At 65.2% G+C, this 20,289-nt stretch carries 29 protein-coding genes; 14 read left to right on the forward strand and 15 right to left on the reverse strand.

Annotated features, from left to right (window positions below; all coding sequences use genetic code 11):
- Positions 1-33 precede the first annotated feature (33 nt).
- The 3 genes from ELY13_RS07465 to ELY13_RS07475 form a co-directional block, all read right to left on the reverse strand.
- Entirely contained in the window at positions 34-600 is a 567-nt protein-coding gene (locus ELY13_RS07465; RefSeq protein ID WP_126173277.1) for a DUF1993 domain-containing protein, read from the reverse strand.
- Between the two features lie 431 nt (positions 601-1,031).
- Positions 1,032-2,012, reverse strand: coding sequence for a sulfur carrier protein ThiS (thiS, locus tag ELY13_RS07470; protein WP_126173278.1), 981 nt, complete (start codon positions 2,010-2,012; stop codon positions 1,032-1,034).
- Positions 1,987-2,400, reverse strand: coding sequence for a MerC domain-containing protein (locus tag ELY13_RS07475; RefSeq protein WP_126173279.1), 414 nt, complete (start codon positions 2,398-2,400; stop codon positions 1,987-1,989). Before ELY13_RS07475 ends, thiS begins: the two co-directional genes overlap by 26 nt.
- Positions 2,401-2,500: 100 nt before the next feature.
- Here ELY13_RS07475 and ELY13_RS07480 point away from each other — a divergent pair, with 100 nt between their 5' ends.
- From ELY13_RS07480 to ELY13_RS07505, 6 genes are all read left to right on the forward strand, one after another.
- Positions 2,501-3,586, forward strand: coding sequence for a COX15/CtaA family protein (locus ELY13_RS07480; protein WP_126173280.1), 1,086 nt, complete (start codon positions 2,501-2,503; stop codon positions 3,584-3,586).
- On the forward strand, positions 3,583-3,930 hold the full coding sequence (cutA, locus tag ELY13_RS07485; RefSeq protein ID WP_126173281.1) for a divalent-cation tolerance protein CutA: 348 nt from the start codon (positions 3,583-3,585) through the stop codon (positions 3,928-3,930). The genes ELY13_RS07480 and cutA overlap by 4 nt, the downstream gene beginning before the upstream one ends.
- A 133-nt stretch (positions 3,931-4,063) precedes the next feature.
- Positions 4,064-4,543 carry a 50S ribosomal protein L13 gene (rplM, locus tag ELY13_RS07490; protein ID WP_126173282.1) on the forward strand — a complete coding sequence of 160 codons (480 nt, stop codon included), beginning with the start codon at positions 4,064-4,066 and terminating at the stop codon, positions 4,541-4,543.
- Positions 4,543-5,115, forward strand: coding sequence for a 30S ribosomal protein S9 (rpsI, locus tag ELY13_RS07495; protein ID WP_126173283.1), 573 nt, complete (start codon positions 4,543-4,545; stop codon positions 5,113-5,115). The genes rplM and rpsI overlap by 1 nt, the downstream gene beginning before the upstream one ends.
- A gap of 154 nt (positions 5,116-5,269) precedes the next feature.
- Complete coding sequence (locus ELY13_RS07500; protein ID WP_164549738.1) at positions 5,270-5,986, forward strand: SIMPL domain-containing protein; 717 nt, start codon at positions 5,270-5,272, stop codon at positions 5,984-5,986.
- 92 nt (positions 5,987-6,078) lie between these two features.
- Positions 6,079-6,753 (forward strand): protein-L-isoaspartate(D-aspartate) O-methyltransferase, encoded by a 675-nt coding sequence (locus ELY13_RS07505; RefSeq protein WP_126173285.1) that lies wholly within the window; start codon positions 6,079-6,081, stop codon positions 6,751-6,753.
- 18 nt (positions 6,754-6,771) lie between these two features.
- Here the strand turns inward: ELY13_RS07505 and ELY13_RS07510 are convergent, their stop codons facing one another.
- From ELY13_RS07510 to ELY13_RS07520, 3 genes are read right to left on the reverse strand one after another with little or no spacing between them, the layout of a single operon-like run.
- Positions 6,772-7,629, reverse strand: a complete 858-nt coding sequence (locus ELY13_RS07510) for a metallophosphoesterase family protein (protein WP_126173286.1) — start codon at positions 7,627-7,629, stop codon at positions 6,772-6,774.
- Positions 7,622-8,476 carry a diacylglycerol kinase family protein gene (locus ELY13_RS07515; protein ID WP_126173287.1) on the reverse strand — a complete coding sequence of 285 codons (855 nt, stop codon included), beginning with the start codon at positions 8,474-8,476 and terminating at the stop codon, positions 7,622-7,624. Before ELY13_RS07515 ends, ELY13_RS07510 begins: the two co-directional genes overlap by 8 nt.
- A gap of 35 nt (positions 8,477-8,511) precedes the next feature.
- Complete coding sequence (locus tag ELY13_RS07520) at positions 8,512-8,817, reverse strand: hypothetical protein (RefSeq protein ID WP_241233591.1); 306 nt, start codon at positions 8,815-8,817, stop codon at positions 8,512-8,514.
- Positions 8,818-8,996: 179 nt separating this feature from the next.
- On the opposite strand from ELY13_RS07520, the gene ELY13_RS07525 reads away from it, so the two are divergent.
- Positions 8,997-9,299, forward strand: a complete 303-nt coding sequence (locus ELY13_RS07525) for a UrcA family protein (protein WP_164549739.1) — start codon at positions 8,997-8,999, stop codon at positions 9,297-9,299.
- Positions 9,300-9,419: 120 nt separating this feature from the next.
- On the opposite strand, the gene ELY13_RS07530 is transcribed toward ELY13_RS07525, so the two are convergent.
- Both ELY13_RS07530 and ELY13_RS07535 read right to left on the reverse strand, forming a co-directional pair.
- On the reverse strand, positions 9,420-10,157 hold the full coding sequence (locus ELY13_RS07530; protein WP_126173289.1) for a LytR/AlgR family response regulator transcription factor: 738 nt from the start codon (positions 10,155-10,157) through the stop codon (positions 9,420-9,422).
- Positions 10,154-11,380 carry a sensor histidine kinase gene (locus tag ELY13_RS07535; RefSeq protein ID WP_126173290.1) on the reverse strand — a complete coding sequence of 409 codons (1,227 nt, stop codon included), beginning with the start codon at positions 11,378-11,380 and terminating at the stop codon, positions 10,154-10,156. The genes ELY13_RS07530 and ELY13_RS07535 overlap by 4 nt, the downstream gene beginning before the upstream one ends.
- A gap of 245 nt (positions 11,381-11,625) precedes the next feature.
- Between ELY13_RS07535 and ELY13_RS07540 the strand changes: the two genes are divergently transcribed.
- The 4 genes from ELY13_RS07540 to ELY13_RS15340 are packed head-to-tail and all read left to right on the forward strand — an operon-like array spanning position 11,626 to position 14,618.
- Positions 11,626-12,225: a protein-L-isoaspartate O-methyltransferase family protein gene (locus ELY13_RS07540; RefSeq protein WP_126173291.1), complete on the forward strand. Its 600-nt coding sequence runs from the start codon at positions 11,626-11,628 to the stop codon at positions 12,223-12,225.
- 2 nt (positions 12,226-12,227) lie between these two features.
- Entirely contained in the window at positions 12,228-13,799 is a 1,572-nt protein-coding gene (locus ELY13_RS07545) for a TolC family outer membrane protein (RefSeq protein ID WP_126173292.1), read from the forward strand.
- An 8-nt stretch (positions 13,800-13,807) separates the two neighbouring features.
- Positions 13,808-14,227, forward strand: coding sequence for a DUF2497 domain-containing protein (locus ELY13_RS07550; RefSeq protein WP_126173293.1), 420 nt, complete (start codon positions 13,808-13,810; stop codon positions 14,225-14,227).
- Positions 14,228-14,234: 7 nt separating this feature from the next.
- Positions 14,235-14,618 carry a (2Fe-2S) ferredoxin domain-containing protein gene (locus ELY13_RS15340; protein ID WP_126173437.1) on the forward strand — a complete coding sequence of 128 codons (384 nt, stop codon included), beginning with the start codon at positions 14,235-14,237 and terminating at the stop codon, positions 14,616-14,618.
- On the opposite strand, the gene ELY13_RS07560 is transcribed toward ELY13_RS15340, so the two are convergent.
- Positions 14,612-14,902: a hypothetical protein gene (locus tag ELY13_RS07560; protein WP_126173294.1), complete on the reverse strand. Its 291-nt coding sequence runs from the start codon at positions 14,900-14,902 to the stop codon at positions 14,612-14,614. The genes ELY13_RS15340 and ELY13_RS07560 overlap by 7 nt on opposite strands.
- A 126-nt stretch (positions 14,903-15,028) precedes the next feature.
- On the opposite strand from ELY13_RS07560, the gene ELY13_RS07565 reads away from it, so the two are divergent.
- The 3 genes from ELY13_RS07565 to xth are packed head-to-tail and all read left to right on the forward strand — an operon-like array spanning position 15,029 to position 16,603.
- Positions 15,029-15,457 carry a CBS domain-containing protein gene (locus ELY13_RS07565; protein ID WP_126173295.1) on the forward strand — a complete coding sequence of 143 codons (429 nt, stop codon included), beginning with the start codon at positions 15,029-15,031 and terminating at the stop codon, positions 15,455-15,457.
- Between the two features lie 40 nt (positions 15,458-15,497).
- Positions 15,498-15,827, forward strand: a complete 330-nt coding sequence (gene erpA, locus ELY13_RS07570) for an iron-sulfur cluster insertion protein ErpA (RefSeq protein WP_126173296.1) — start codon at positions 15,498-15,500, stop codon at positions 15,825-15,827.
- A 2-nt stretch (positions 15,828-15,829) separates the two neighbouring features.
- Positions 15,830-16,603 (forward strand): exodeoxyribonuclease III, encoded by a 774-nt coding sequence (gene xth / locus ELY13_RS07575; protein ID WP_126173297.1) that lies wholly within the window; start codon positions 15,830-15,832, stop codon positions 16,601-16,603.
- Between the two features lie 16 nt (positions 16,604-16,619).
- Here the strand turns inward: xth and ELY13_RS07580 are convergent, their stop codons facing one another.
- The 6 genes from ELY13_RS07580 to dnaQ all read right to left on the reverse strand — a co-directional run bounded on the left by ELY13_RS07580 (position 16,620) and on the right by dnaQ (position 20,261).
- Positions 16,620-17,324: a cell wall hydrolase gene (locus ELY13_RS07580; RefSeq protein ID WP_241233592.1), complete on the reverse strand. Its 705-nt coding sequence runs from the start codon at positions 17,322-17,324 to the stop codon at positions 16,620-16,622.
- 193 nt (positions 17,325-17,517) lie between these two features.
- Positions 17,518-17,859 (reverse strand): DUF1491 family protein, encoded by a 342-nt coding sequence (locus ELY13_RS07585; RefSeq protein WP_126173298.1) that lies wholly within the window; start codon positions 17,857-17,859, stop codon positions 17,518-17,520.
- On the reverse strand, positions 17,856-18,386 hold the full coding sequence (locus ELY13_RS07590) for a PaaI family thioesterase (protein WP_126173299.1): 531 nt from the start codon (positions 18,384-18,386) through the stop codon (positions 17,856-17,858). The genes ELY13_RS07585 and ELY13_RS07590 overlap by 4 nt, the downstream gene beginning before the upstream one ends.
- Positions 18,361-18,822 (reverse strand): PTS sugar transporter subunit IIA, encoded by a 462-nt coding sequence (locus tag ELY13_RS07595; RefSeq protein ID WP_126173300.1) that lies wholly within the window; start codon positions 18,820-18,822, stop codon positions 18,361-18,363. Before ELY13_RS07595 ends, ELY13_RS07590 begins: the two co-directional genes overlap by 26 nt.
- Positions 18,823-18,935: 113 nt before the next feature.
- Positions 18,936-19,526, reverse strand: coding sequence for a ribosome hibernation-promoting factor, HPF/YfiA family (gene hpf, locus ELY13_RS07600; RefSeq protein WP_126173301.1), 591 nt, complete (start codon positions 19,524-19,526; stop codon positions 18,936-18,938).
- Between the two features lie 51 nt (positions 19,527-19,577).
- The gene (gene dnaQ / locus ELY13_RS07605; protein WP_126173302.1) at positions 19,578-20,261 is read right to left on the reverse strand and encodes a DNA polymerase III subunit epsilon; all 684 of its coding nucleotides are present in this window, start codon (positions 20,259-20,261) and stop codon (positions 19,578-19,580) included.
- Between the last annotated feature and the right edge of the window lie 28 nt (positions 20,262-20,289).

A 20,289-nucleotide genomic window follows, 5' to 3' on the forward strand; every position in this document is an offset into this window, starting at 1 on the left:
AATTATTCAGGCCAGCCGCTCGCGCACAGCGGCTTACCCCTCTGGCTCCGCAGCAGGACGCAGATGGGGGATCAGGTGGGGAATGTAATCGGCTTTCCCAAGCTCCACCTTTTCACTGCGCAAGATCGCATAGGCGGTCATGACGTGAAAATAGAACTGGGCCACCGTCCAGTCGCGGGCATATTGCTCCGCAGTCAGATCGAATATCATCCCGCTAGGAATTTCGTGCGGGATCGGACTGTCCGGCTCCATGTCGAGCGCGCGGGGCGGAAGTGCTTCCAGTAAGGCGACCGTCTCGCTGATCCGGTCCTGTGCGTCCGCGAGCGAACCGGGGCTTTCGCTTGCGTTGCGTCCCTCCTCGATCAATTCGCCGATCGAAGCCGGGAAAGGCAATCCCTGGAGGCGATGAGCGGCTTCCTGAGCCTGCACGCAGGCGAAGCGTATCTGGGTCGAAAGTGGGAACATGTCTGGTGCGAGGCGCGCCAGCAGGAGCGCCTCCGCCTCAGCTTCCGGCATCTGCGCCTGTGCCTTCCTCAACCAACCCGACAGCGCTTTCAGCATGTTCGTGTAGGTTGGAACCAATAGGGTTGTCAGACGCATGGGGTTACTTTCGCTGGAGCCACAGCCCGGATCCTGCCGCGTCCATCCACCCTCTGCAATGGGTCGCTTCTACACCTGGCGCAAATGTCACGAATGGGCCGCAAGCCGACATTCCCGCTTCCCTACAGACCGGGCGCCCCGGCAAACCCGATGCGCTCTTTGCCATCGTGGTTTCCGCCGCTTCCAGCCACTCCTGCGATCATGCAGACCTCGGGTGGAAGCTTGCTGCTTGTTGCTCCCGGGCGAAAGGATATTTTAATTTTTACGTTCGCGCGATTTCGTCGATTTTTGACCGCAAACCCGCAGAACTCCGCAGGTTCACAGCGTGACACCCGGCTGTAGGACATGTCAGGTGTGTCAACCTCAGCGGGCCGTTTCGCCTTGGCCCAAGGGGGAGCCGTCCTGCCCCTCCCCGCGCCAAAGCCGAACGTTCAGATCATTCCCGCCAGCGGACTCGAGGGATCGGCATATTTGCGGGTTGCCATGCGCCCGGAACGGTAAGCCTCGCGCCCGGCCTCGATCGCCAGCTTCATCGCGCGGGCCATGCGGATCGGGTCCTTCGCCTCGGCAATGGCGGTGTTCATAAGCACGCCGTCGCAGCCCAGCTCCATCGCCACGGCCGCGTCGCTCGCGGTGCCGACCCCGGCATCGACCAGCACGGGCACGCTGGCGCCTTCCACGATCAGGCGGATGGTCACCCGGTTCTGGATGCCCAGCCCCGATCCGATCGGCGCGCCCAGCGGCATCACCGCAACCGCGCCGGCTTCTTCCAGCTGCTTGGCCGCGATCGGATCGTCGGTGCAGTAGACCATTGGCAGGAACCCCTCTTTCGCGAGGGTTTCCGTCGCGCGCAGCGTCTCGCGCATGTCGGGATACAGCGTGCGCGCCTCGCCCAGCACTTCCAGCTTCACCAGGTCCCAGCCGCCCGCCTCGCGCGCCAGCCGCAGCGTGCGGATCGCGTCCTCGGCGGTGAAGCAGCCGGCAGTGTTCGGCAGGTAGGTGATCTTCTTCGGGTCGATGAAGTCGGTCAGCATCGGCGCCTTGGGGTCCGATACGTTGACCCGGCGCACCGCGACCGTGACGATCTCGGCCCCGCTCGCCTCCACGGCAGCCGCGTTCTGGGCGAAGTCCCTGTACTTTCCGGTGCCGACGATCAGGCGGGACCGGAAGGTGCGGCCCGCGACGGTCCAGGTATCGTCCTCATGATCGCCGCCGCCGACGAAGTGGACGATTTCCAGCACGTCGCCATTGCTCAGCGGCGCGTGTTCCAGCGTGGAGCGCGGCACGATTTCGCCGTTGCGCTCCACCGCAACCTTTTCGGGGGTGAGCTCCAGCTCCCGCACGAGAGCGGCGATGGTCGAAGCCGAGGTCCGGTGGGCCTGGCCGTTAAGAGTTAGGGATAGCGCAGTCATCGCCTTCAGGCGATAGCGGTTCCTTCGCGCGACGCAAGTTGAGCACGTGGCCCACGGCGACGAGCGAGACGCCGATCACGGTCAGCACCGCTTCCTTGCTCCCGTGCGGGACCAGCAGCGCGGCGCCCATGAAGCCCAGCCCGACGATCGCAACGACGGAAGGCGCAACCCGGCGATGGCGCAGCGCCCCCATGCCGATCGAGAACGCCGCGATCATTGCCGCCAGCCCCAGCCCGACCCGGTGGATCGAGGGTTCGAGCAGCAATCCGCCGCCGATGCCAAGCCCGGCGACCAGCACCAGCGTGCCCAGGCAATGGACAACGCACAGCCCGGACAGGAGCATTCCGGCCCGGTCCAGCCGGTCGCGCAAGTAGTGGAGGGCCCGCATAGCGCGATTCGTGTAGGGACCGAAGCTCCACAGTTCAATCGCGACGGCGGCTGGTCGCAGAACACTTGCGATTCGCGCTCGCGCGGCGCAGGGGCGCGGCATGGTTGCAACAACTGGACGAATCGACGGCGCGCCCGCGATTCCCGCGCGCGCGCTGCGCCCGATCGCCGTGTCCAACTGGCTGCTGGTGATCGCCGCGCTCGTCGTGCTGATCGTGACGGTCGGAGGGATCACCCGCCTGACCGAATCGGGGCTTTCGATCACCGAGTGGAAGCCGGTGACTGGTGCGCTTCCCCCGCTGACCGACGCGCAGTGGCAGGCGGAATTCGCGGCCTATCAGCGCATTCCGCAATACATCGAGGTCAACGGTCCCGCCGGGATGACCCTGGCCGACTACAAGTTCATCTACTTCTGGGAATGGCTCCACCGGCTGCTCGGCCGGGCGATCGGGCTCGCCTTCGCGCTGCCGCTGGCGTGGTTCTGGATTCGCGGAGCAATTCCCGCCGGGTACAAGCCGCGGCTTGTCGCCCTGCTGGCTCTCGGCGGGCTGCAAGGAGTGATCGGCTGGTGGATGGTGTCCTCCGGCCTTTCCGCCGATGCCGGTGACCGGGTCAGCCACTTCCGGCTGGCGACCCATTTGCTGGTGGCACTGTTCACGCTCGGCGGCCTTATCTGGACCGCACTGGACTTGCGGGCGCTCGCCCGCGGCGAAGAGGAAGCGCGCCTGACGGGCTTCGGCGCTCTCGTGCTGATCATACTGACGATCCAGCTGTTCTTCGGCGCGCAGGTTGCCGGAATGCGCTCCGGCGTGGTCGCTGGGGGCGGCTGGTTCAGCTGGGATTCGTGGCCGCTGATGCAGGGCAGCTTCTTTCCCGAAGGTGTCTACTGGGCAGGCGGCGTCCTTCAGGCGTTCCTGACCGATCCCTTCCTGGTTCACTTCGTCCATCGCTGGGGGGCGTGGGTGGTCGTGGCGCTGCTGGTGGTGCTCGCCCGCCGGATCCGCCGTCCGGCGCGCAAGGCCTCGGTCGCGATCCACAGCGCCTTCGGCATCCAGATCCTGCTGGGCATCGCCACCGTCTGGTCGGGCGTCGCCTTGTGGCTGGCAGTCGCGCACCAGCTGGTCGGCGCCCTGCTGGTCGCGGCGGTGGCCTGGGGCGTCCATGTGCTCGGGCGGCGACCGGCGTGAGTCCGGCCCCCGGGCAGCCGGAAGGACCTGCGCTGGTCTGGTGCCCTTTCGCGGATGAGGACAGCGCAGCAGCCGCGGCCTCGACCCTGCTCGACGAAGGGTTGATTGCTTGCGCGAACATCCTCCCGCCCATGCGCTCCCTCTACTGCTGGCAGGGCGAACGGGGCGAATCGCGTGAATGCGGCGCACTGCTGAAGACTGATGCTGCCCTCCTGGAGCGCGCCTGCGCCCGTCTGGCGGAAATCCACCCTTATCAGGACCCCGCGATCCTCGGCTGGCGATGCGCCGAAAGCACGCCGGCCACCGCGCTGTGGCTGGGTGCGCTGCTGGCGGATAAATCCTGAAGGTATTATTATACCTCCCCCCAAAGGCGCAGAATCGCTTGACTTGAGAGGTCCAAAAGAACAAATGGCGCCCTTCTCGCGCCGATGCCGCCGGCACGCTGCGCGGACGGATTGAACAAGGACAAGAACAGCCATGAAGGCGCTCACCAAAGCGACCCGGTCGATCAAGCCGGCCGAGGTCGAAAAGAACTGGCACCTGATCGATGCCGAAGGGCTGGTCGTCGGCCGCCTCGCCGCCATCGTCGCCAACCTGCTGCGCGGCAAGCACAAGCCCAGCTTCACCCCGCACGTCGATTGCGGCGATCACGTTGTCGTGATCAACGCCGACAAGGTCCGTTTCACCGGCAACAAGCTGGGTGAGAAGGTCTATTACAAGCACACCGGCTATATCGGCGGGATCAAGGAAGTGACCGCCCAGAAGGTGCTGGAAGGCCGTTTTCCAGAACGCGTTCTGGAAAAGGCTGTTGAGCGCATGATTCCGCGCGGCCCGCTCGGCCGTCAGCAGATGAAGGCGCTGCACCTTTATGCCGGCAGCGAGCATCCGCACGCGGGCACCCAGCCCCAGCCGCTCGATGTTGCTTCGATGAACCGCAAGAACAAGGCAGCCAAGTGATGGCCGACGAAACCACCCCCGACACGGGCAGCACCAACACCGGCACCCTTTCCGACCTGGCGGATCTCCGCACGGCGGTTGCCGCTTCCGCCGATGCATCCAGCGACGCGTCGTCCGAAGATGCCGCGGCTGCCCCGATCATCCCGGTCAGCAACGCCCCGCTGCGCGAGCAGGAGCTTGACGCGCAGGGCCGCGCTTACGCCACCGGCCGCCGCAAGGACGCAGTCGCCCGCGTGTGGATCAAGCCCGGCAGCGGCAAGATCACGGTCAATGGCCGTGACCAGGAAGTCTACTTCGCCCGTCCGACCCTGCGCCTGGTGATCAACCAGCCGTTCGGGATCGCCGGCCGCGACGGTCAGTACGATGTGGTCTGCACCGTCACCGGCGGCGGGCTTTCCGGCCAGGCCGGCGCGGTCAAGCATGGCATCGCCCAGGCGCTGTCGAAGTTCGAACCGGCGCTGCGCAGCACCGTCAAGGCCGCCGGTTTCCTGACCCGCGACCCCCGCGTCGTCGAGCGCAAGAAGTACGGCAAGGCCAAGGCTCGCCGCAGCTTCCAGTTCTCGAAGCGCTAAGCGAAGCGAAATTTCGCAATCAAGGGGCGGTCCGGAAACGGGCCGCCCTTTTTGTATGCGCCTGTCGCCCCTTCCAGTCGCTTGCGAACAGTGCTTCCCCCGCTAGACTGGCAGTGCTTGCGGGGGAGACGGTATGGGACAGATGTGGCGAACCATGGCCGCCTCGGTTGTGTTTGCAACCAGTCCGCCGGTTCTGGCGCAGTCGGCTATCCCGGAAGTTCCCGCCGCTTCGGGCACCCTGCTCCAGATCGAAGCGACGGGCACTGCACGGGCCGCTCCGGACGTCATGACGGTAACCGCCGGCATCGTTACCACCGGGTCGACGGCGATCGAGGCGCTCAACCGAAACGATGAGCTCGCCGGCCGGATGATCGGGGCCGTCAAAGCCTCAGGGATCCCGATAGGGACACTCCAGACCGCATCTTTGTCGGTGAACCCGCGTTTTGCCGGCAACCGGAACCGGGACGAAAGCGAAGAGCAGGCTCCCCGGATTACCGGCTATATCGCCCGCAACTCGCTGGAGATCGAGCTGGTGCAAGTCGCCCAGGCCAGCGAACTCATCGGCCTCCTGTTCGAAGCGGGGGCGAATGAAATTCGCGGACCGGTCTTTTCCCTTCGCAATCCCACGCCTGTACAGCGGCAAGCCGAACGGGCCGCCGTCGCCGCAGCGCTGCATGAGGCGCAAAACTATGCCGACGCCCTCGGGATGAAAGTTTCCCGGGTGGTTCGGGTGTCCGATCGCAGCTTTCGCAGCGATGAGCGCCAGATGATCGTCGTTACCGGATCAAGGATTGGCGTTACACCGATCGAACCGGGAGAGATCACGTCCGAGGTGACGGTCCACGCGGAGTTCCTGCTCCAGCCGAAGTAACCGCAAACTGCCGAACCTCACCACCGAGTCCCCGCAATCCTTGGAACAAAGCCCCGGCGGGTCCGCTATTCGGATCAGAGCCGGAGGAATTCATGAAGCCCCTGACCGAAAAGCACCTTGCGATTCTTCGCAGGCACATGGTCGAGATCGTCGAGATGCATCTCGACCTCGCCAGCGACGAAATCGGCAAGAGCGTGCTCAGTCCCGATTTGCGCCGCGCCCTGATGGAAGTGCCGCGGCACTTGTTCGTGCCTCAGCCGCTCATGGCGGTGGCGTATCAGGACACACCGCTGCCGATCGGCTTTGAAAAGACCATCTCCCAGCCGTTTATCGGCGCCTTGATGATAGACCTGCTGGATCTCGAGCCCGGGCAGCGCGTGCTCGAGATCGGAACCGGCCTCGGATACCAAGCCGCGATCCTGGCCGAAATGGGTGCGGAAGTGTTCAGCGTCGAGGTGGTGGAGGAGTTTGCAGAAACGGCGGAAAGCCAGTTCCTGGCGCTTGGTTACGATATCGAGGTCCGCGTGGGAGATGGCTCGCGCGGATGGGCCGATCACGGGCCTTACGATGCCATCCTGGTGACCGCCGCCGCATCGGAGGTTCCGCCGGACCTGGTCGAACAGCTTGCCCCCCAAGGGCGCATCGTGCTTCCGCTTGGAGGGGCCGATGTCCAGAAACTGAGCGTGGTCGAAAAGCGGCCGAACGGCTCCTTTCAGACCCGCGCAATCATCCCTGCCCGTTTTACACAGCTGGAAGTCGCGGGCTGATCGAACGCACGGTCCGGGTCAGTGCACCGGGGGATCGGTGCGCGGAACATGCTGGACCGGCGCCACCGGCTCCTCCGGGGTACGCGGAGGCAGCGCGTCTTCGGGCACGTCGTCGATCTGCATGTCCGGTGTCGGTATATCCTCGATCGAGCGGACGCGGACATCGATCCGTTCCCCGTCCCACCGGAGTTCGTTGAAGCTCTGCGGGGTTGATCGAATCCGCTGGGACAGCGTTCCCGCACCGATCATCCGCACCGGCCCGTTGGGGGTTTCCCGCAGAAGATCGAAGGCATCGTGGACATGCCCGCTCAGCACTCCCACCACGTTCCGCTTCGCAAGTTCAGCCAGGGCATGATCGCCGCCGTGAGTCAGCGCGTGGCCCCGGGTTCCGGCTTCGACCAGCGGGTGATGGCAGGCAACCAGCGCGCGCGTGCCCGAGGGGAGCGCATCGATCGCCCCGAGCGTCCGCGCCAGAGCCTCATCGGTAATCCAGCCGTAGGACCACGGCCAGCGGGGCTGCCAGCGACGCACCGTCTTCAGCGGGACCACGGCGATGCCGGGCAAGTCGATCTCACGCTCAACCAGATGTTCGATCGCCCTGAAACGCTTGTAAGGGCTGGTGAACCGCTCCAGCAGATTGAAGTAGGGCAAGTCGTGATTGCCGATTTCGACCGTCACCGGCACATCGAGCGACTGGATCCAGCGGCAGGCGGCATCGAATTCATGCTGCCGGGCCCGCATCGTCAAATCGCCGGTGATGGCGACGGCCGCAGGCCGTTGTTCGGCAATTTCCTGCTTTACCCAGTCGAGCGAGCGGTTGTCCTCCAGCCCGAAGTGGATATCGCTGATGTGGAAGAGCAGCGTTGGTTCAGCCATGATAGTGTGTCGCTAGCAGATCGACCTCGCACCGCGCCAGCCGGAAGGTTTCCGCCGGGCCGCCTTCCTTCAGCTCCCCGTCGAACGCCAACCCGAACGACCCTCCCCCAAGACTGACGATTCGCAGGGCCTCCGCAAGCCCAAGCTCGTCATGTGGTCCGGTCCGAAAATTGTGCCGCAGCATGGCGAGCCCGTGGTTGAAATAATCCCCCAGGGTGTCGGAATAGTAGCCGTTCACCTCGATCCCTTTCTCCCGCGGGCACAGCATGAGCAGCGGATAGCCTTGATCCCGCCCCATTTCCGGCTCGATACACGCGATCATGGGGGCGGCGACCGACTGCTCGATCGCCTGGGCAGCTCGGTCGGTCAGGGCGACGACGTCCGCCGAGCGCATGGCTTCGCGCACTTCGCTCCAGACCGTTCCCGGACCCGCCAGAAGCTCGGCCAGGGCGTCTCCATGAGGTGATCGCAGGATGAGGGGGCGGACAGGCTGAGCCAGGCCGCTGGCGGCCGTGTGCACCACCGCTTCAAGCGCCGTTTCTCCATGAAGCCGGTGATAAAGCAGGTTCATCGTTCCGCCGGGCAGGACCAGGATCGCACCGTTCCAGCCATAGAGCGAGGTCACGACTGCGCTGGTGGTCCCGTCTCCGGCAAACACCGCCAGCACTCCTACTCCTGCCGCATCCAGTTCGGCAGCGGTGGGCAGTGGATCTTCGGGAAAACAGATCGTCCGGGCGACATGGAAGCCGGCATCGCCGCAGCAAGAATTCAGCGCTTCCAGCGCTGCCGCATCGTTGCTGCCGCTCGCTTCGTTGACCACCAGCCACAAGGAACCCTGCCGCGCCATGGCCCTACAGCGCGCTGCATGCCCGCCGGTTCCCGTCAAACCCTATTCGAAAGGATTAACCAGGCAGCGGCGGCGTTGAACGCGGTGTAGGCCAGGTAACCCCAAGCCCAGACGACCAGCCCCTGGGACGTCAGCAGCAGAGCGGCGAGCAGCAGCAGGAATTCCGTGGCCAGGCTGATTCGCCCGCCCAGCAGGTGCACGAACCACGGAACCCGCCCCAGCAGGGGATGCCCGCTTTCGAGCACGGCCTTGTGGAGCGCGAAATTCGCGACTCCCAGGATCAGGATCAGCACGACAGCCACTACGCCTGCCAATGTGGCGCTTCCTTCGTCGATTGCCAAACGCGTTTCGCCGGTCCGCGCCAGTCTTTGGTCGATAGCGCGATTCGTTCGTCGGCTGGCTTCAATCGATGGTCGGGAAGCACGGGAATCCGGGGTCTAGGTGGGTTAATCCTGTTTCACGCCAAGGTTCAAGCCGAACCCCCTGCCCGGACCTGGCGCAATGAGGAAGGATGACCGCCATGAAGATTTTCACGCTCGTATCCGCAGCTGCCGCTCTTGCCCTTGCCGCTCCTGCCTTCGCCGCCCAGCCGGCCGGGAACTCGGTCGAGGTCCAGTACCGCGATCTCGACTTGTCCTCCCCGCAAGGCATGGCCGAGCTGGATCGCCGGCTCGACAAGGCAGCCCGCCAGGTCTGCAACCTCAACGCCACCAAGACCGGCACCCGCATTCCGGACACTGAATCGCGCCTCTGCTACAAGGAAACCAAAGACCAGCTGAAGCAGCACATTGCGGCGATGGCCCAGAAGAACCGCCTCGGTTGAGCCATGACGGCTGAGCCGTAGCGCCTTGGGTCAGGCACCGACCTGCCCGGCCCAAGGCGCCGAACATTCCTGAACAGCGCGAGCGCTCGGCGTTGCCGCCGGGCCCCTGCCGGCCTGCCCCTACCGGCCTGCCATAGCCTTCACCTTGCGCAGGTATGTGCGCCCGATCCGCAGCATTTCGCCGTTGGCGAGCTCTGCCGACCACACGCCCAGTCCTTCATGCCGGAAGCCGCGGATGCAGTCGCGGCGCAGGATGGTGGAGCGGTGGATGCGGATGAACTGCCGGGGATCCAGTTTCTGCTCCAGCCCCGCGATCGTCTGAAGCAGGAGATAGCTGTTGTCCGGGACATGCAGCCGGACATAATCCCGTTCGGCATCGATCCGCTCCACTTGCCCGGCATCGATCCGCAGCAATTCCGACCGGTGCGGCACCCAGAACTCGGTGAGCCATTCGCCAGCCGCCTTGGCCCGTGTACCCCGGCGGGAAATCGCCCGCTCGATCGCGCGCTCCAGCCGGTCGGGCGTCACCGGCTTCAGGACATAGTCGACCGCATCGAGATCGAACGCTTCCACGGCGAAGCTGTCATGTGCCGTCACGAAGATTACCGCCGGCCGCAAATCGCCGCGGCCCAGTTCACGCGCGACGGCCAGTCCGTCGACCCCCGGCATGGTCATGTCGAGCAGCAGCAAGTCCGGCTTGAGCGTTCCGGCCAGCCGCAGCGCGGCCGCGCCGTCGCTGGCGGTGCCGACCACCGCCAGGCCTTCCAGCCCCGCGCAGATCACCTGCATCCGCTCGATCGCCAGCGGTTCGTCATCGACAATCAGCGTTCGCAGCGCCTGGCCGTCGGTCTCGCTCATGCTTTCTCCGGATCGAAGGGAACGCGAATGGTGGTGACATAGCCTTCCGGCACCAGCCCGGAAACGAGGCTGGCCTGCCGGCCGAAGCGGGCTTCCAGCCGGTCCCGTACGTTGGCAAGGCCGATTCCGTGACCGGGGCGCGGCGCAATCGTACCGGAAGCCCCCGGCCCGTCGTCCGCCACCGTGACGACCAACTGGCCGAATTCCTCCCGCGCGTGGATCGCGATGGTCACTTGTCCGGACGAGACCGCAACTGCGTGCTTCACCGAATTCTCGACCAGGGGCTGCAGGATCATGCCGGGCACCTTCGCGTCCGCGAGTTCGGGAGGAAGCTGGATGTCCACGCGCAGCCGGTCGGGAAAGCGGACTGCCTCCACCTCAAGGTACAGGCGCTGCAGTGCGACTTCTTCCCGCAGCGGCACGTCGGACGTGGGATCGTCGGCCAGGCTGCGGCGGTAAAAGGTGGAGATCGTCTGGATCATCCGCTCGGCCGCTTCGGTCCGGCCCGTCAGCACCAGCGCCGAAAGGGAATTGAGCGTATTGAACAGGAAGTGCGGATTGACCTGATAGCGCAGCGATCGCAGCTCCGCCGCCTTGGCCGCGCGCCGGAAGGTGCCTTCGCGCCGTTCCGCCGCTCGTGCCTTTTCGCCCGTCAGCAGCGCGAGGTACAACGCGGACCAGGCCAGCATCATGAAGTAGCGCCCGAACGCGACCTCTGTGATTTCCTGCCACGCGGACAAGCGCTGCGCGTCACGGTCGATGGTGATCGTCCCGTGCGGGGCATCGGGACCGGCAAGGCTGGAAACCCCGGTCGCGGGTACTTCGACCAGAAGATCGCCGCTTTCGGTCTGCCGCACCCGGATACCCTGCTGTTCGGCAACCCGCTGTATGATCGCCTGCTCCATGTCGGCAAAGGCCGCCTGGTTGGCCAGCGCCTGCGCCAGCGCCACGGGCGCGGAAACCAGCAGGGCGGCGGCGATCTTCGTCCAGAGCGGGCGATTGTCGAACAGCTGCAGGATCACCCACAAGCCAAGGGTGATCGCCGCTCCGGCAAGGGATGCAAGGGCTCGCCGCCCCAGCAGCTGGTTCTCGAAACCGAGATCGAGGATCTCGGCCCGCAGCGTCGTCAGCACGAAATAGCACAGCCACAGCCCGGCGATCGAAGCCAGTACGGTTTCGAACGACACGCGGGCGTAGTGGACTTCAGGCTCCGAGACTTCCATTTCGACTTCTTAGCCCGCCGCTGCCTGCCAGCGCCAACACCATGGTCGAACGCTGTCGTCTTCCGGTCGATCAGGCAGGGACGCACGCAGGCAGGCGAAAAGGCCCTGCACGTCGCTCGTCGGAAACGAATTCCCCCCGGTCGAACGATGAGGTCACGGCGCGCGGCAATCGCTATGGTCAAACCGCTTGGCCTGCGCGGGTCTAGCACCTAAAGCACCTGCCGAACCCCCAAGAGAGTTTTGCGATGACCATGGTGGAAAACCGGCTCGCCGGATTTGAAGTAGCACGCAAGGCGATGGTCGACAGCCAGCTTCGACCAAGCGGCGTGAATGCCCCGTTTGTCCTCAAGCGCATGGGCAGCATCCCGCGTGAGGATTTCGTTCCGGAATCGGCGAAGAGCCTCGCCTATATCGATCGCTCGATTGCGCTCGGCGACGGGCGCTATCTGGCGCCTGCGGCGTTCTATGGAACGATGCTGCAGGAAGCCCTTCCGGTTCTGCAGGACCGCGCGCTCGTGGTGGACGGAGGCAGCGGATACCTGCCGCGGCTGCTCGATACGCTGGTCGGCACGGTTGAGGTGATCGATCCGGCTGCGGCGTTCCAGCCGGGCGGCGCGAGCGGCTTTACGCTGCTGCTGGTCGACGGCGCAGTCGAGAAGCTGCCTTCCACGCTGATGGAACGGCTGGCCGATGACGGCCGGGTGGTCACGGGGATCGTGCTAAACGAACTGACCCGCCTCGCTTACGGGCGCAAGGCGCTGGGCGATGCCGCCCTGCTTCCGCTGGCCGAGATGGGCATTCCGGTCCTGCGGGAATTCGCTGCACCGAAAGCCTGGAGCTTCTGAGCATGGCCGGGAGGGGGCTGCGCGCGGGACCGGTTGCGGCTGCATGCCTGTGCGCCATCGCGGCGCCGGTGCAGGCGGATACGCTGGAAGAAGCGCTGAGGCAGGCTTACCTCACCAACCCTACGATCGAGGGCGCACGCGCCCAGCAGCGCGTGACCGACGAAACGGTCGCGATCGAGCGATCGGGGGGGCGGCCATCCGCCAGCGCACAAGGCACCTACACGGAATTCGTCAAGCAGAACGCCGCGTCCTTCACGGCGCCGGAGCGTTCATTGACCGGGCAGCTGAACCTGGCTGTGCCGATCTATTCCGGCGGAGCGATCCGAAACGCGGTTCGTGCGGCGGAGACCCGGGTGCTGGCCGGACGGGCCGAGTTGCGCGGAACCGAAAGCGCCTTGTTCAGCCAAGTGGTCGCCGCCTACATGGACGTGATCCTGCAGGAAGCGCTGGTCGCCCTCAACGCCAATAACGTGGAGGTGCTGGGGATCAACCTCCAGGCGACACAGGACCGCTTCCAGATCGGCGACCTCACTCGCACGGACGTCGCCCAGTCCGAAGCACGGCTGTCGCTCGCCCGAAGTGATCTCAGAACGGTGCAGGCCAACCTGATCACCGCGCGCGAAACGTACATCGCGCTGGTCGGAGAAGCACCGACGGATCTCCAAGCCCCTCCCCCCTTGCCCAACCTGCCCGACTCGGTGGCGGTGGCGGTGGCGGCGGCGCTGGAAAACAACCCCGACCTGATCGCCGCGCAGGAACGCGCCGATGCCGCGTTCTACGATATCGACGTGGCCGGAGCGGGCCGGCTGCCCCAGCTCGAAGCGTTCACGACGGGAGGCTACACCAACTTCCTGAACTCTCTCGGCGCTGGCGTGATCAACGTACCGATCCCGCAAGTGCAGACGACGGTACAAGCCGGCGTGCGGGCGACGATCCCGCTCTATCAAGGCGGGCGTCCCGCCGCGCAGGAGCGTCAGGCGCAGGCCCGGGCCTCGCAGGCGCTGGAACAAGTGGTGGCGGTCGAACGCGACGTGATCCAGCAGGTTCGCGGTGCCTACGCCGCATGGCTGGCGGCCAACGCGATCATCGCATCGACCCAGGCGGCGGTCAGCGCGGCCGAGCTTGGCCTGGAAGGCGTGCGGGCGGAACAGACCGTCGGCAATCGCCAGATCCTCGACGTTCTGGACGCGGAGCAGGAACTGCTCCAGGCCCGGGCGCAGCTCGTCACTGCCCGGCGGACCGAATACGTCGCCGGCTTTACGCTTCTGGCCGCGATGGGCCGGGCCGAGGCTGAAGACCTCAACCTTGCCGAGGCGGGCCCGCTGTACGATCCGACCGTGTATTACGAAGACGTGCGCGGGTCGATCTGGGATTGGCGCAGGGACCCCGATCCGGAGACCCGCGCCACCCGCACGATCGAGATCCCGGCCCAGACCGCGGACATTCCCGGCGGAATGGAAGAGCTTCCCTTGATTGACGAACCTCTCTCACCCACTACATTCGGGGCGCCCTACGGAATTCGGACAACCGATGTCCCTCCCTCGGACGTGGATATCCGCGAGCAGCCACAGTGAGAATGCCAATGCCTCAGGACGGCGAACCTTCAGTCGAAGAGATCCTCGAATCCATCAAGAAGGTGATCGCGCGGGACAACCGCGAAAGCGCGCGCGCCTTGCGCCAGCCACACGCGGAGGAGGACGAGGATGTGCTCGACCTCGGCGAAGCGGATGAGTTTTCCGACGCCGAATCGGCTGACGACGAAGCGCCGCTGACGGCGGAACGCTCTGCCCGGGCAATGCGCGAATCGCTCGCTGCGCTGGCGGTCCTGTCGGAACCGGGCGCATCGCCCCAGATCGTCCGCTCCGGCGAAACTTCGCTGGAAAGCATGGTCCGCGAAATGCTTCGCCCGATGCTGGCCCAGTGGCTCGATGCCCATCTGCCCCCGATCGTGGAGCGGCTGGTGAAGGCGGAAATCGCGCGTATCGCCGGCAAGAAAGGCTAAGCGCGCTATTTTCGGTTCCGAACTGACGAAGGCCGAACGCGCGCTCGCCAAGATTGGCGGCGAGGAGATCGAGCGGCATATCTTCCTCTGCGCCCTGGCGGAAAAGCAGGAATGCTGTTCCCGGGAAACCGGGCAGCGGGCGTGGAAGTACCTCAAACGGCGGCTCAAGGAACTGCGGCTCGCGGGACCAAAGTCTCGCGGGTGCGGCGGGGTACAGCGCAGCAAGGCGGATTGCCTGCAAATTTGTGCGGCCGGCCCGATCGCGGTCGTCTGGCCTGACCGGGTCTGGTACCATTCCTGCACCGAAGACGTGCTGGAGCGGATCATCCAGGAACACCTGATCGGCGGCCGCCCGGTCGAGGAATACCGGCTTAGCGCCTCCGATCAGTGATCCTCGTCCTCCAGGCTTGAGTCGACCGACTCGTCGTGACCCGTCCCGCTCGACAGGAACACCAGCCCCATCAGCGCCGACATCAGCAGCATCATCAGCCCGATGCCGAGCGCGGTTGCGATGAAGAAGTGGATCGAGATCGCGCCGAATTCCCGGTAGAACAGCAGCAGCGCGATGATCACCACGCCAACCGTCACCAGGAACATGAAGCGCATCAGGCGCCGGTACCGCCGCCAGGCGTGGGCGGCCTTTTCCGGGTCGTCGAGCGGGGAACGGCGCGTCATCGCGCCCTGATGCCCGCCGGAACGCGGGTTGGCAAACAGTCTCTGCCCCGATTTCCGCCGAAGCGGCCAAGCATTTTGCCGAACGGGCGAGTCATGGCATGATGCCCTCAGCAGGGGAGAGAAGCCATGACCATCGCCCAGGTACTCGAAAACCGCGACCAGACCATCATCAGCTGCACCGCCGACGCTACCGTTGAACACGCCGCACGCAAGCTTGCGGAAAACCGGATCGGCGCACTTCCGGTGCTGGATGGCGGCAAGCCGATCGGAATCTTTTCCGAACGCGACTTGCTGTACTGCATTGCCCACGAAGGTGCGGACGTGCTGCGGCGGCCGGTCAGCGAAGTAATGACCGCGCCCGCGATCACCGTCGACTCCTCCACCGGCGTGATGGATGCGCTGGAGCTGATGACGCGGCGGCGGATTCGCCACTTGCCGGTAGTCGACAAGGGACGGCTGTCGGGCTTCGTCTCGATCGGAGACCTCGTAAAGCATCGGCTCGACAAGGTGGAAACCGAAGCCCGGCAGATGCGCGAATATATCCGCACCGTCTGAACCGCTTGAGGGCGTGGCCTGCGCCTCCTACATCGGAGGCATGGCCGGAACCCTCTCTCTCACGAAATCCGCCGCCGCGCGCGTCGGCTGGATCGCTCAAAAACAGAACAAGCCCGCGATCCTGCGGCTGGCCGTGGAAGGCGGCGGCTGCTCGGGCTTTCAGTACAAGTTCGGCCTGACCGAAGCGCCGGAGCCTGACGATATCGTCAGCGAAACCGACGGGGTCAGGCTGGTGGTCGATCCAATAAGCCTCGATCTGGTGGACGGCAGTGTCGTCGACTACGTCGAATCGCTGGGCGGGGCTGCCTTCCGGGTGGAAAATCCCAACGCTTCGGCCGGCTGCGGCTGCGGCTCCAGCTTCGGGATCTGACCTTGCGCATCGCCAGCTTCAACATCAACGGCACCAAGGCGCGCCTGCCGCGCCTGCTCGAATGGCTGGAGGAAACCCGCCCCGCCGTCGCCTGCCTGCAGGAAATCAAGTGCCCGGACGATGTGTTTCCGGCCGAGGAATTCGAGAAGCTTGGGTACAAGGCGATCTGGCACGGCCAGAAGAGCTTCAACGGCGTGGCGATCCTTGCCGACGGTGAAGCGCCGGTTGAGGTCCTGAGGGGCCTTCCCGGAGACGAGGAGGATGAGCAGGCGCGCTACCTCGAGGCCGACGTGAAGGGCCTGCGAGTGGCCAACCTCTACCTGCCCAACGGCAACCCGCAGCCGGGCCCAAAGTTCGATTACAAGCTGGCGTGGATGGAACGGCTGCACCAGCGGATGCAGGAGTTGATGGCCCGCGAAGTGCCGACCGTCGTGCTGGGCGACTACAACGTCGCGCCGGATGACAAGGACGTCTGGTCCCCTCGCGCCATGGCGCAGGACGCGGTGTTTCGGCCGGAGTCGCGCGATGCGTACCGCCGGCTGCTCAACGAAGGCTGGACCGACGCGATCGACACGCTCAACCCGCGCGGCGGGGTATGGACCTTCTGGGACTATCAGGCCGGCTGCTGGCCGCGCGATCTGGGTATCCGGATCGACCACTTGCTGTTGTCGCCCGAGGCGGCCGACCGCTTGGTCGCCGCCGGGGTCGACAAGGCGCATCGCGGGCGGGAAAAAGCCAGCGATCACGCCCCTGTGTGGGTCGAACTGGCCGGCTGATGCGCCGGCCTTCCTGTTACTTGTAGAACACGTGCCGCTGGATGGTCGCGGCGGCGAGCTTGGTGCGGGCCCATTTCGGCTTCACATAAGTCGCGTGAAAGAACAGCGCGTCGCTTGCCGGGCTATCCCACAATTCCTCGTGCGCAATACGGGCAACCGCCTTGGCCTTGCGCCATTCGGGTGAGCCGAGTTTCGGCTCGGGAATCTGTCCGTTACGAACAAAGGAAAATTGGGAGCGCTGGGTCACGACAGCGCAGTAGTCATCGGGAAATAGCGGCGATTGCGCGCGGTTCACGATCACTTCCGCGACGGCGATCTGACCATCGAGCGGTTCTCCGCGCGCTTCGAAATAGACGGCTTCGGCCAGGCAGGTCATGTCGCGCGACAATGCATCGTCGGCAGGGATTTCGGCCACCAGCTCGACCAGAGAAGCTGTGGGAGCATCGACCTTTTCTGCCTCTTCAGCGGGCAGTTCCGCGCTGTCGGGCAGGGGGGTCGCCGGCAGGGGCTGGACCACTTCCTGGGCCACGAAGCGCGGGCCGGGGGTGATCTCGGTTTCGCTCTGGACTTCGCTCTGGGCCGTAATCACGGCCGGCTGGAGCGAAACAGGGTCTTCAGCGAAGGCGCCGGAACTGGCGGCGCCGAAGAAAGAGGTAACAAGCATGGCAATGGCGGCAAAGGCGCCCGCGCGGTGAGTCTTGCGGCTCATATGTTCCGTCATCACGGCGGTGGACGGACCTGACGCAGACTGACAATCGCGTGCCGCCTTGGGCGACGGGTACTGCGATCGTCCACATTAAACCGCCTGCCGGCCGTCCCCCGTCTGCGCGCTAATTCGTCACGGCCGAAAAGCCGTGCTGCGAATCGCCTGCGCTGTTGGAGGAACCGGGCCCCTAAACGTTTCGCTCAGGCGATCAACCTGAAGTTCCCAACCCGTCGATGAACTGTTCAGCGTTTGCGATATCCAGTTCGATTATCCACAAATCCGGGTCCTGCCGCTTGCGGCGCTGGCAATACTCGGAGAAATCCAGCGGGTTTTCGGGGTCTTCGCTGCGGGCAAGAACCCAACTGCGGGTGCCGTCACGCTGCGGCATCCGCTCATAAAGCCGCGCGTTTGCGCCATTTTCCAGGCATACTACCAGGATCGTACCGGCGTCGCGCTCTCCTTTCGCCAGAACCACGGCGAACCCGCCCGCTGCTTCGACGCTGCGGATCAGCCCTGCTGCCTCAAGGTGGGCCGGGAGCCGCTCGCTCACGCAGGATCGGCCCGGTAACCGGGCAGCCCCGACAAGGGAATGCGGGAGCGCATGAAGGTGCCGGTGCCGCGGCCGATCTCCTCCCCGTCCTGATCGACCAAGCGAGCTTCGGCTACGAACACCCGGCGCTTGCCGCTGACCCAGCGTCCTTCGGCGATGACCGCTCCGCCCCTGACGGGCTTGGTGAAGTGGAGGTTGAAGCCGGTGGTCAGCAGGAAGCGATCGGTCACCAGCGTGTTGGCCGCATAGAATGCCGCATCGTCGAGCATCTTGAAGTAGACCGTCCCGTGCGCCGCGCCCGCGGCGTGGTGCAGCCGGTCATCCACGGTGAAGCGGATCCGGGCATGCCCTTCGCCAACGATTTCCAGCCGGGAGGAGAACAGCGCGTTGATCGGCGCCGAAGCGTACAGCGATTCAAGCGCCCGATAATGCAGCGCCGCGCCCGAACCGCCCGCGCGAGGCGCATCCGGCGCGGAGCCAGGCCCGGCGTCTGGTCGGGGGTCAGGCGACGTCGCGGTCCGTGACATTCGTCAGCAGGGCGTAAAGCGCCTCGGAATCCGGCGCCTCGCTCAGCGCTTCATGCATGCGTTCGTCGCGCACCAGCCGGGAAATCGCGGCCAGTGCGTGAAGATGGGTTGCGCCCGAGTTTTCCGGGGAAAGCAGGCCGAAGACAAGATCGACCGGCAGACCGTCCGCCGCCGCGAAATCCACCGGCTCCGACAACTTCAGCAGCGCGACCACCGGACGCTGCAAGCCGCGTACGCGCGCGTGCGGAATGGCCACGCCGCGGCCGAAACCGGTGCTGCCGAGCTTTTCCCGCTCTTCCAGCTGGTCCAGGACATGTGCGCGATCGAGCCCGTACCCGGCGGCAAACGTACGGGCGAGCTGGTCCAGAATCGTGCGCTTGCTGCTGGCCTCGACCTCGGCAACCGCATCCGGGTGAATGGAAAAGAGGGGATTCATGGCTTCTTATCAGTCGCTGTACGAACTCTGCCAAGGGACAGCCCGACGCGGCGGGAACTCCGCCGGTCAGGCCTGACCGCTTGGGCTGTTGTTTCCGGCCGAGGCCGGCGCGTTCAGGAAGGTTCGACCCACCCGATCGAGCCGTCGTCCCGGCGATAGACCATATTGTGCCGCCCGGTGCCAGCGTTTTTGAAAAACAAGGCGTTGGTGTGCCGCAAGTCCAGCATCATCACGGCATCCGACACGCTGACTTCGGGAATATCGACCCGAGTTTCGGCGATCACGGGGGAGGCATAGTCCGCCTCCTGCGCGCCATCATCCTCTTCGTCCTGGGATTCGGCTTCCTCCCGCGGGGCGAAGACGGTGTAGGCAGCGTCTTCCGCCTCGGCTACGAAGGAGGCCCGCTCATGCCGGTCCTTCAAGCGGCGCTTGTAGCGGCGCAGCTGCTTTTCGACCTTGTCGGCCGCGCCGTCGAACGCCTGGTGGGCATCGGGCGATTCGGCGCGGCTCTTGAGCACCAGCCCGTTCACCACGTACATCACGATGTCGCAGGCAAAGGCGTTGGGCGGCGTCTTGCCGAGGGTTACGACCGCGGTTTGCGCGCGGCTGAAGTACTTTTCGACGATTGCGTTGAGGCGCGCCGTGGCGTGGTCCTGAAGCGCCTCACCGGTTTCGACCTGGTGACCTGAAATCCGGATTTCCATCGCTCGCAAGACCTCCTTTTTTGTTATCGACCGCTCGGGCGAGAGAAAAACTCATTGCGCCCAGAGTGGAGAGTCCAACGTTCCGACAAACGCTTTGTGCCGGGCAAGTTCGGCCGCGGAAGGCGCATGGAGCCGAGGCGGGCGGAACTCGCGGCGACGCGTGCTTACAACCGCCACTTCGACCACCGTCTGCGAGGACTCGGCAGCCAGTTCCAGCCCGATCTGCCGTCCGCCGGTCAACTCGACATAGACTTGCGCCAGCAGTTCCGCGTCGAGCAGCGCCCCGTGCAGCACGCGGTGGCTGCGGTCGACACCGTAGCGGGAACACAGCGCATCCAGCGTGTGCTTCGCCCCGGGATGCCGGCGGCGGGCAAGGGACAGGGTGTCGATCATCCGGTGCATTCCCACTTCGGGATGACCGCACAAGCCGAGTTCGTGATTGAGGAAGCCGAAGTCGAATTGTGCGTTGTGCGCCACCAGCGGCGCATCACCCAGGAATTCGAGCAGCTCCAGCACGTGTTCCACGAATTGCGGCTTGTCGGCCAGGAACACGTCGGACAATCCGTGGACTCGCTCCGCCGCCAGCGGCATCGAGCGGCCAGGGTTGAAATAGGCGTGAAACCGGCTCCCGGTCGGCACCTTGTTGACCAGCTCGATGCAGCCGATTTCCACCAGCCGGTCGCCGCTCACCGGATCGAGCCCGGTGGTTTCCGTATCGAAGACAATTTCCCGCATGGCGCGAATATCGGCCGGAGCCGGCGCG

It is taken from the genome of Altericroceibacterium xinjiangense (genome assembly GCF_003958635.1).
In the GTDB taxonomy this organism is placed as follows: domain Bacteria; phylum Pseudomonadota; class Alphaproteobacteria; order Sphingomonadales; family Sphingomonadaceae; genus Altericroceibacterium_A; species Altericroceibacterium_A xinjiangense.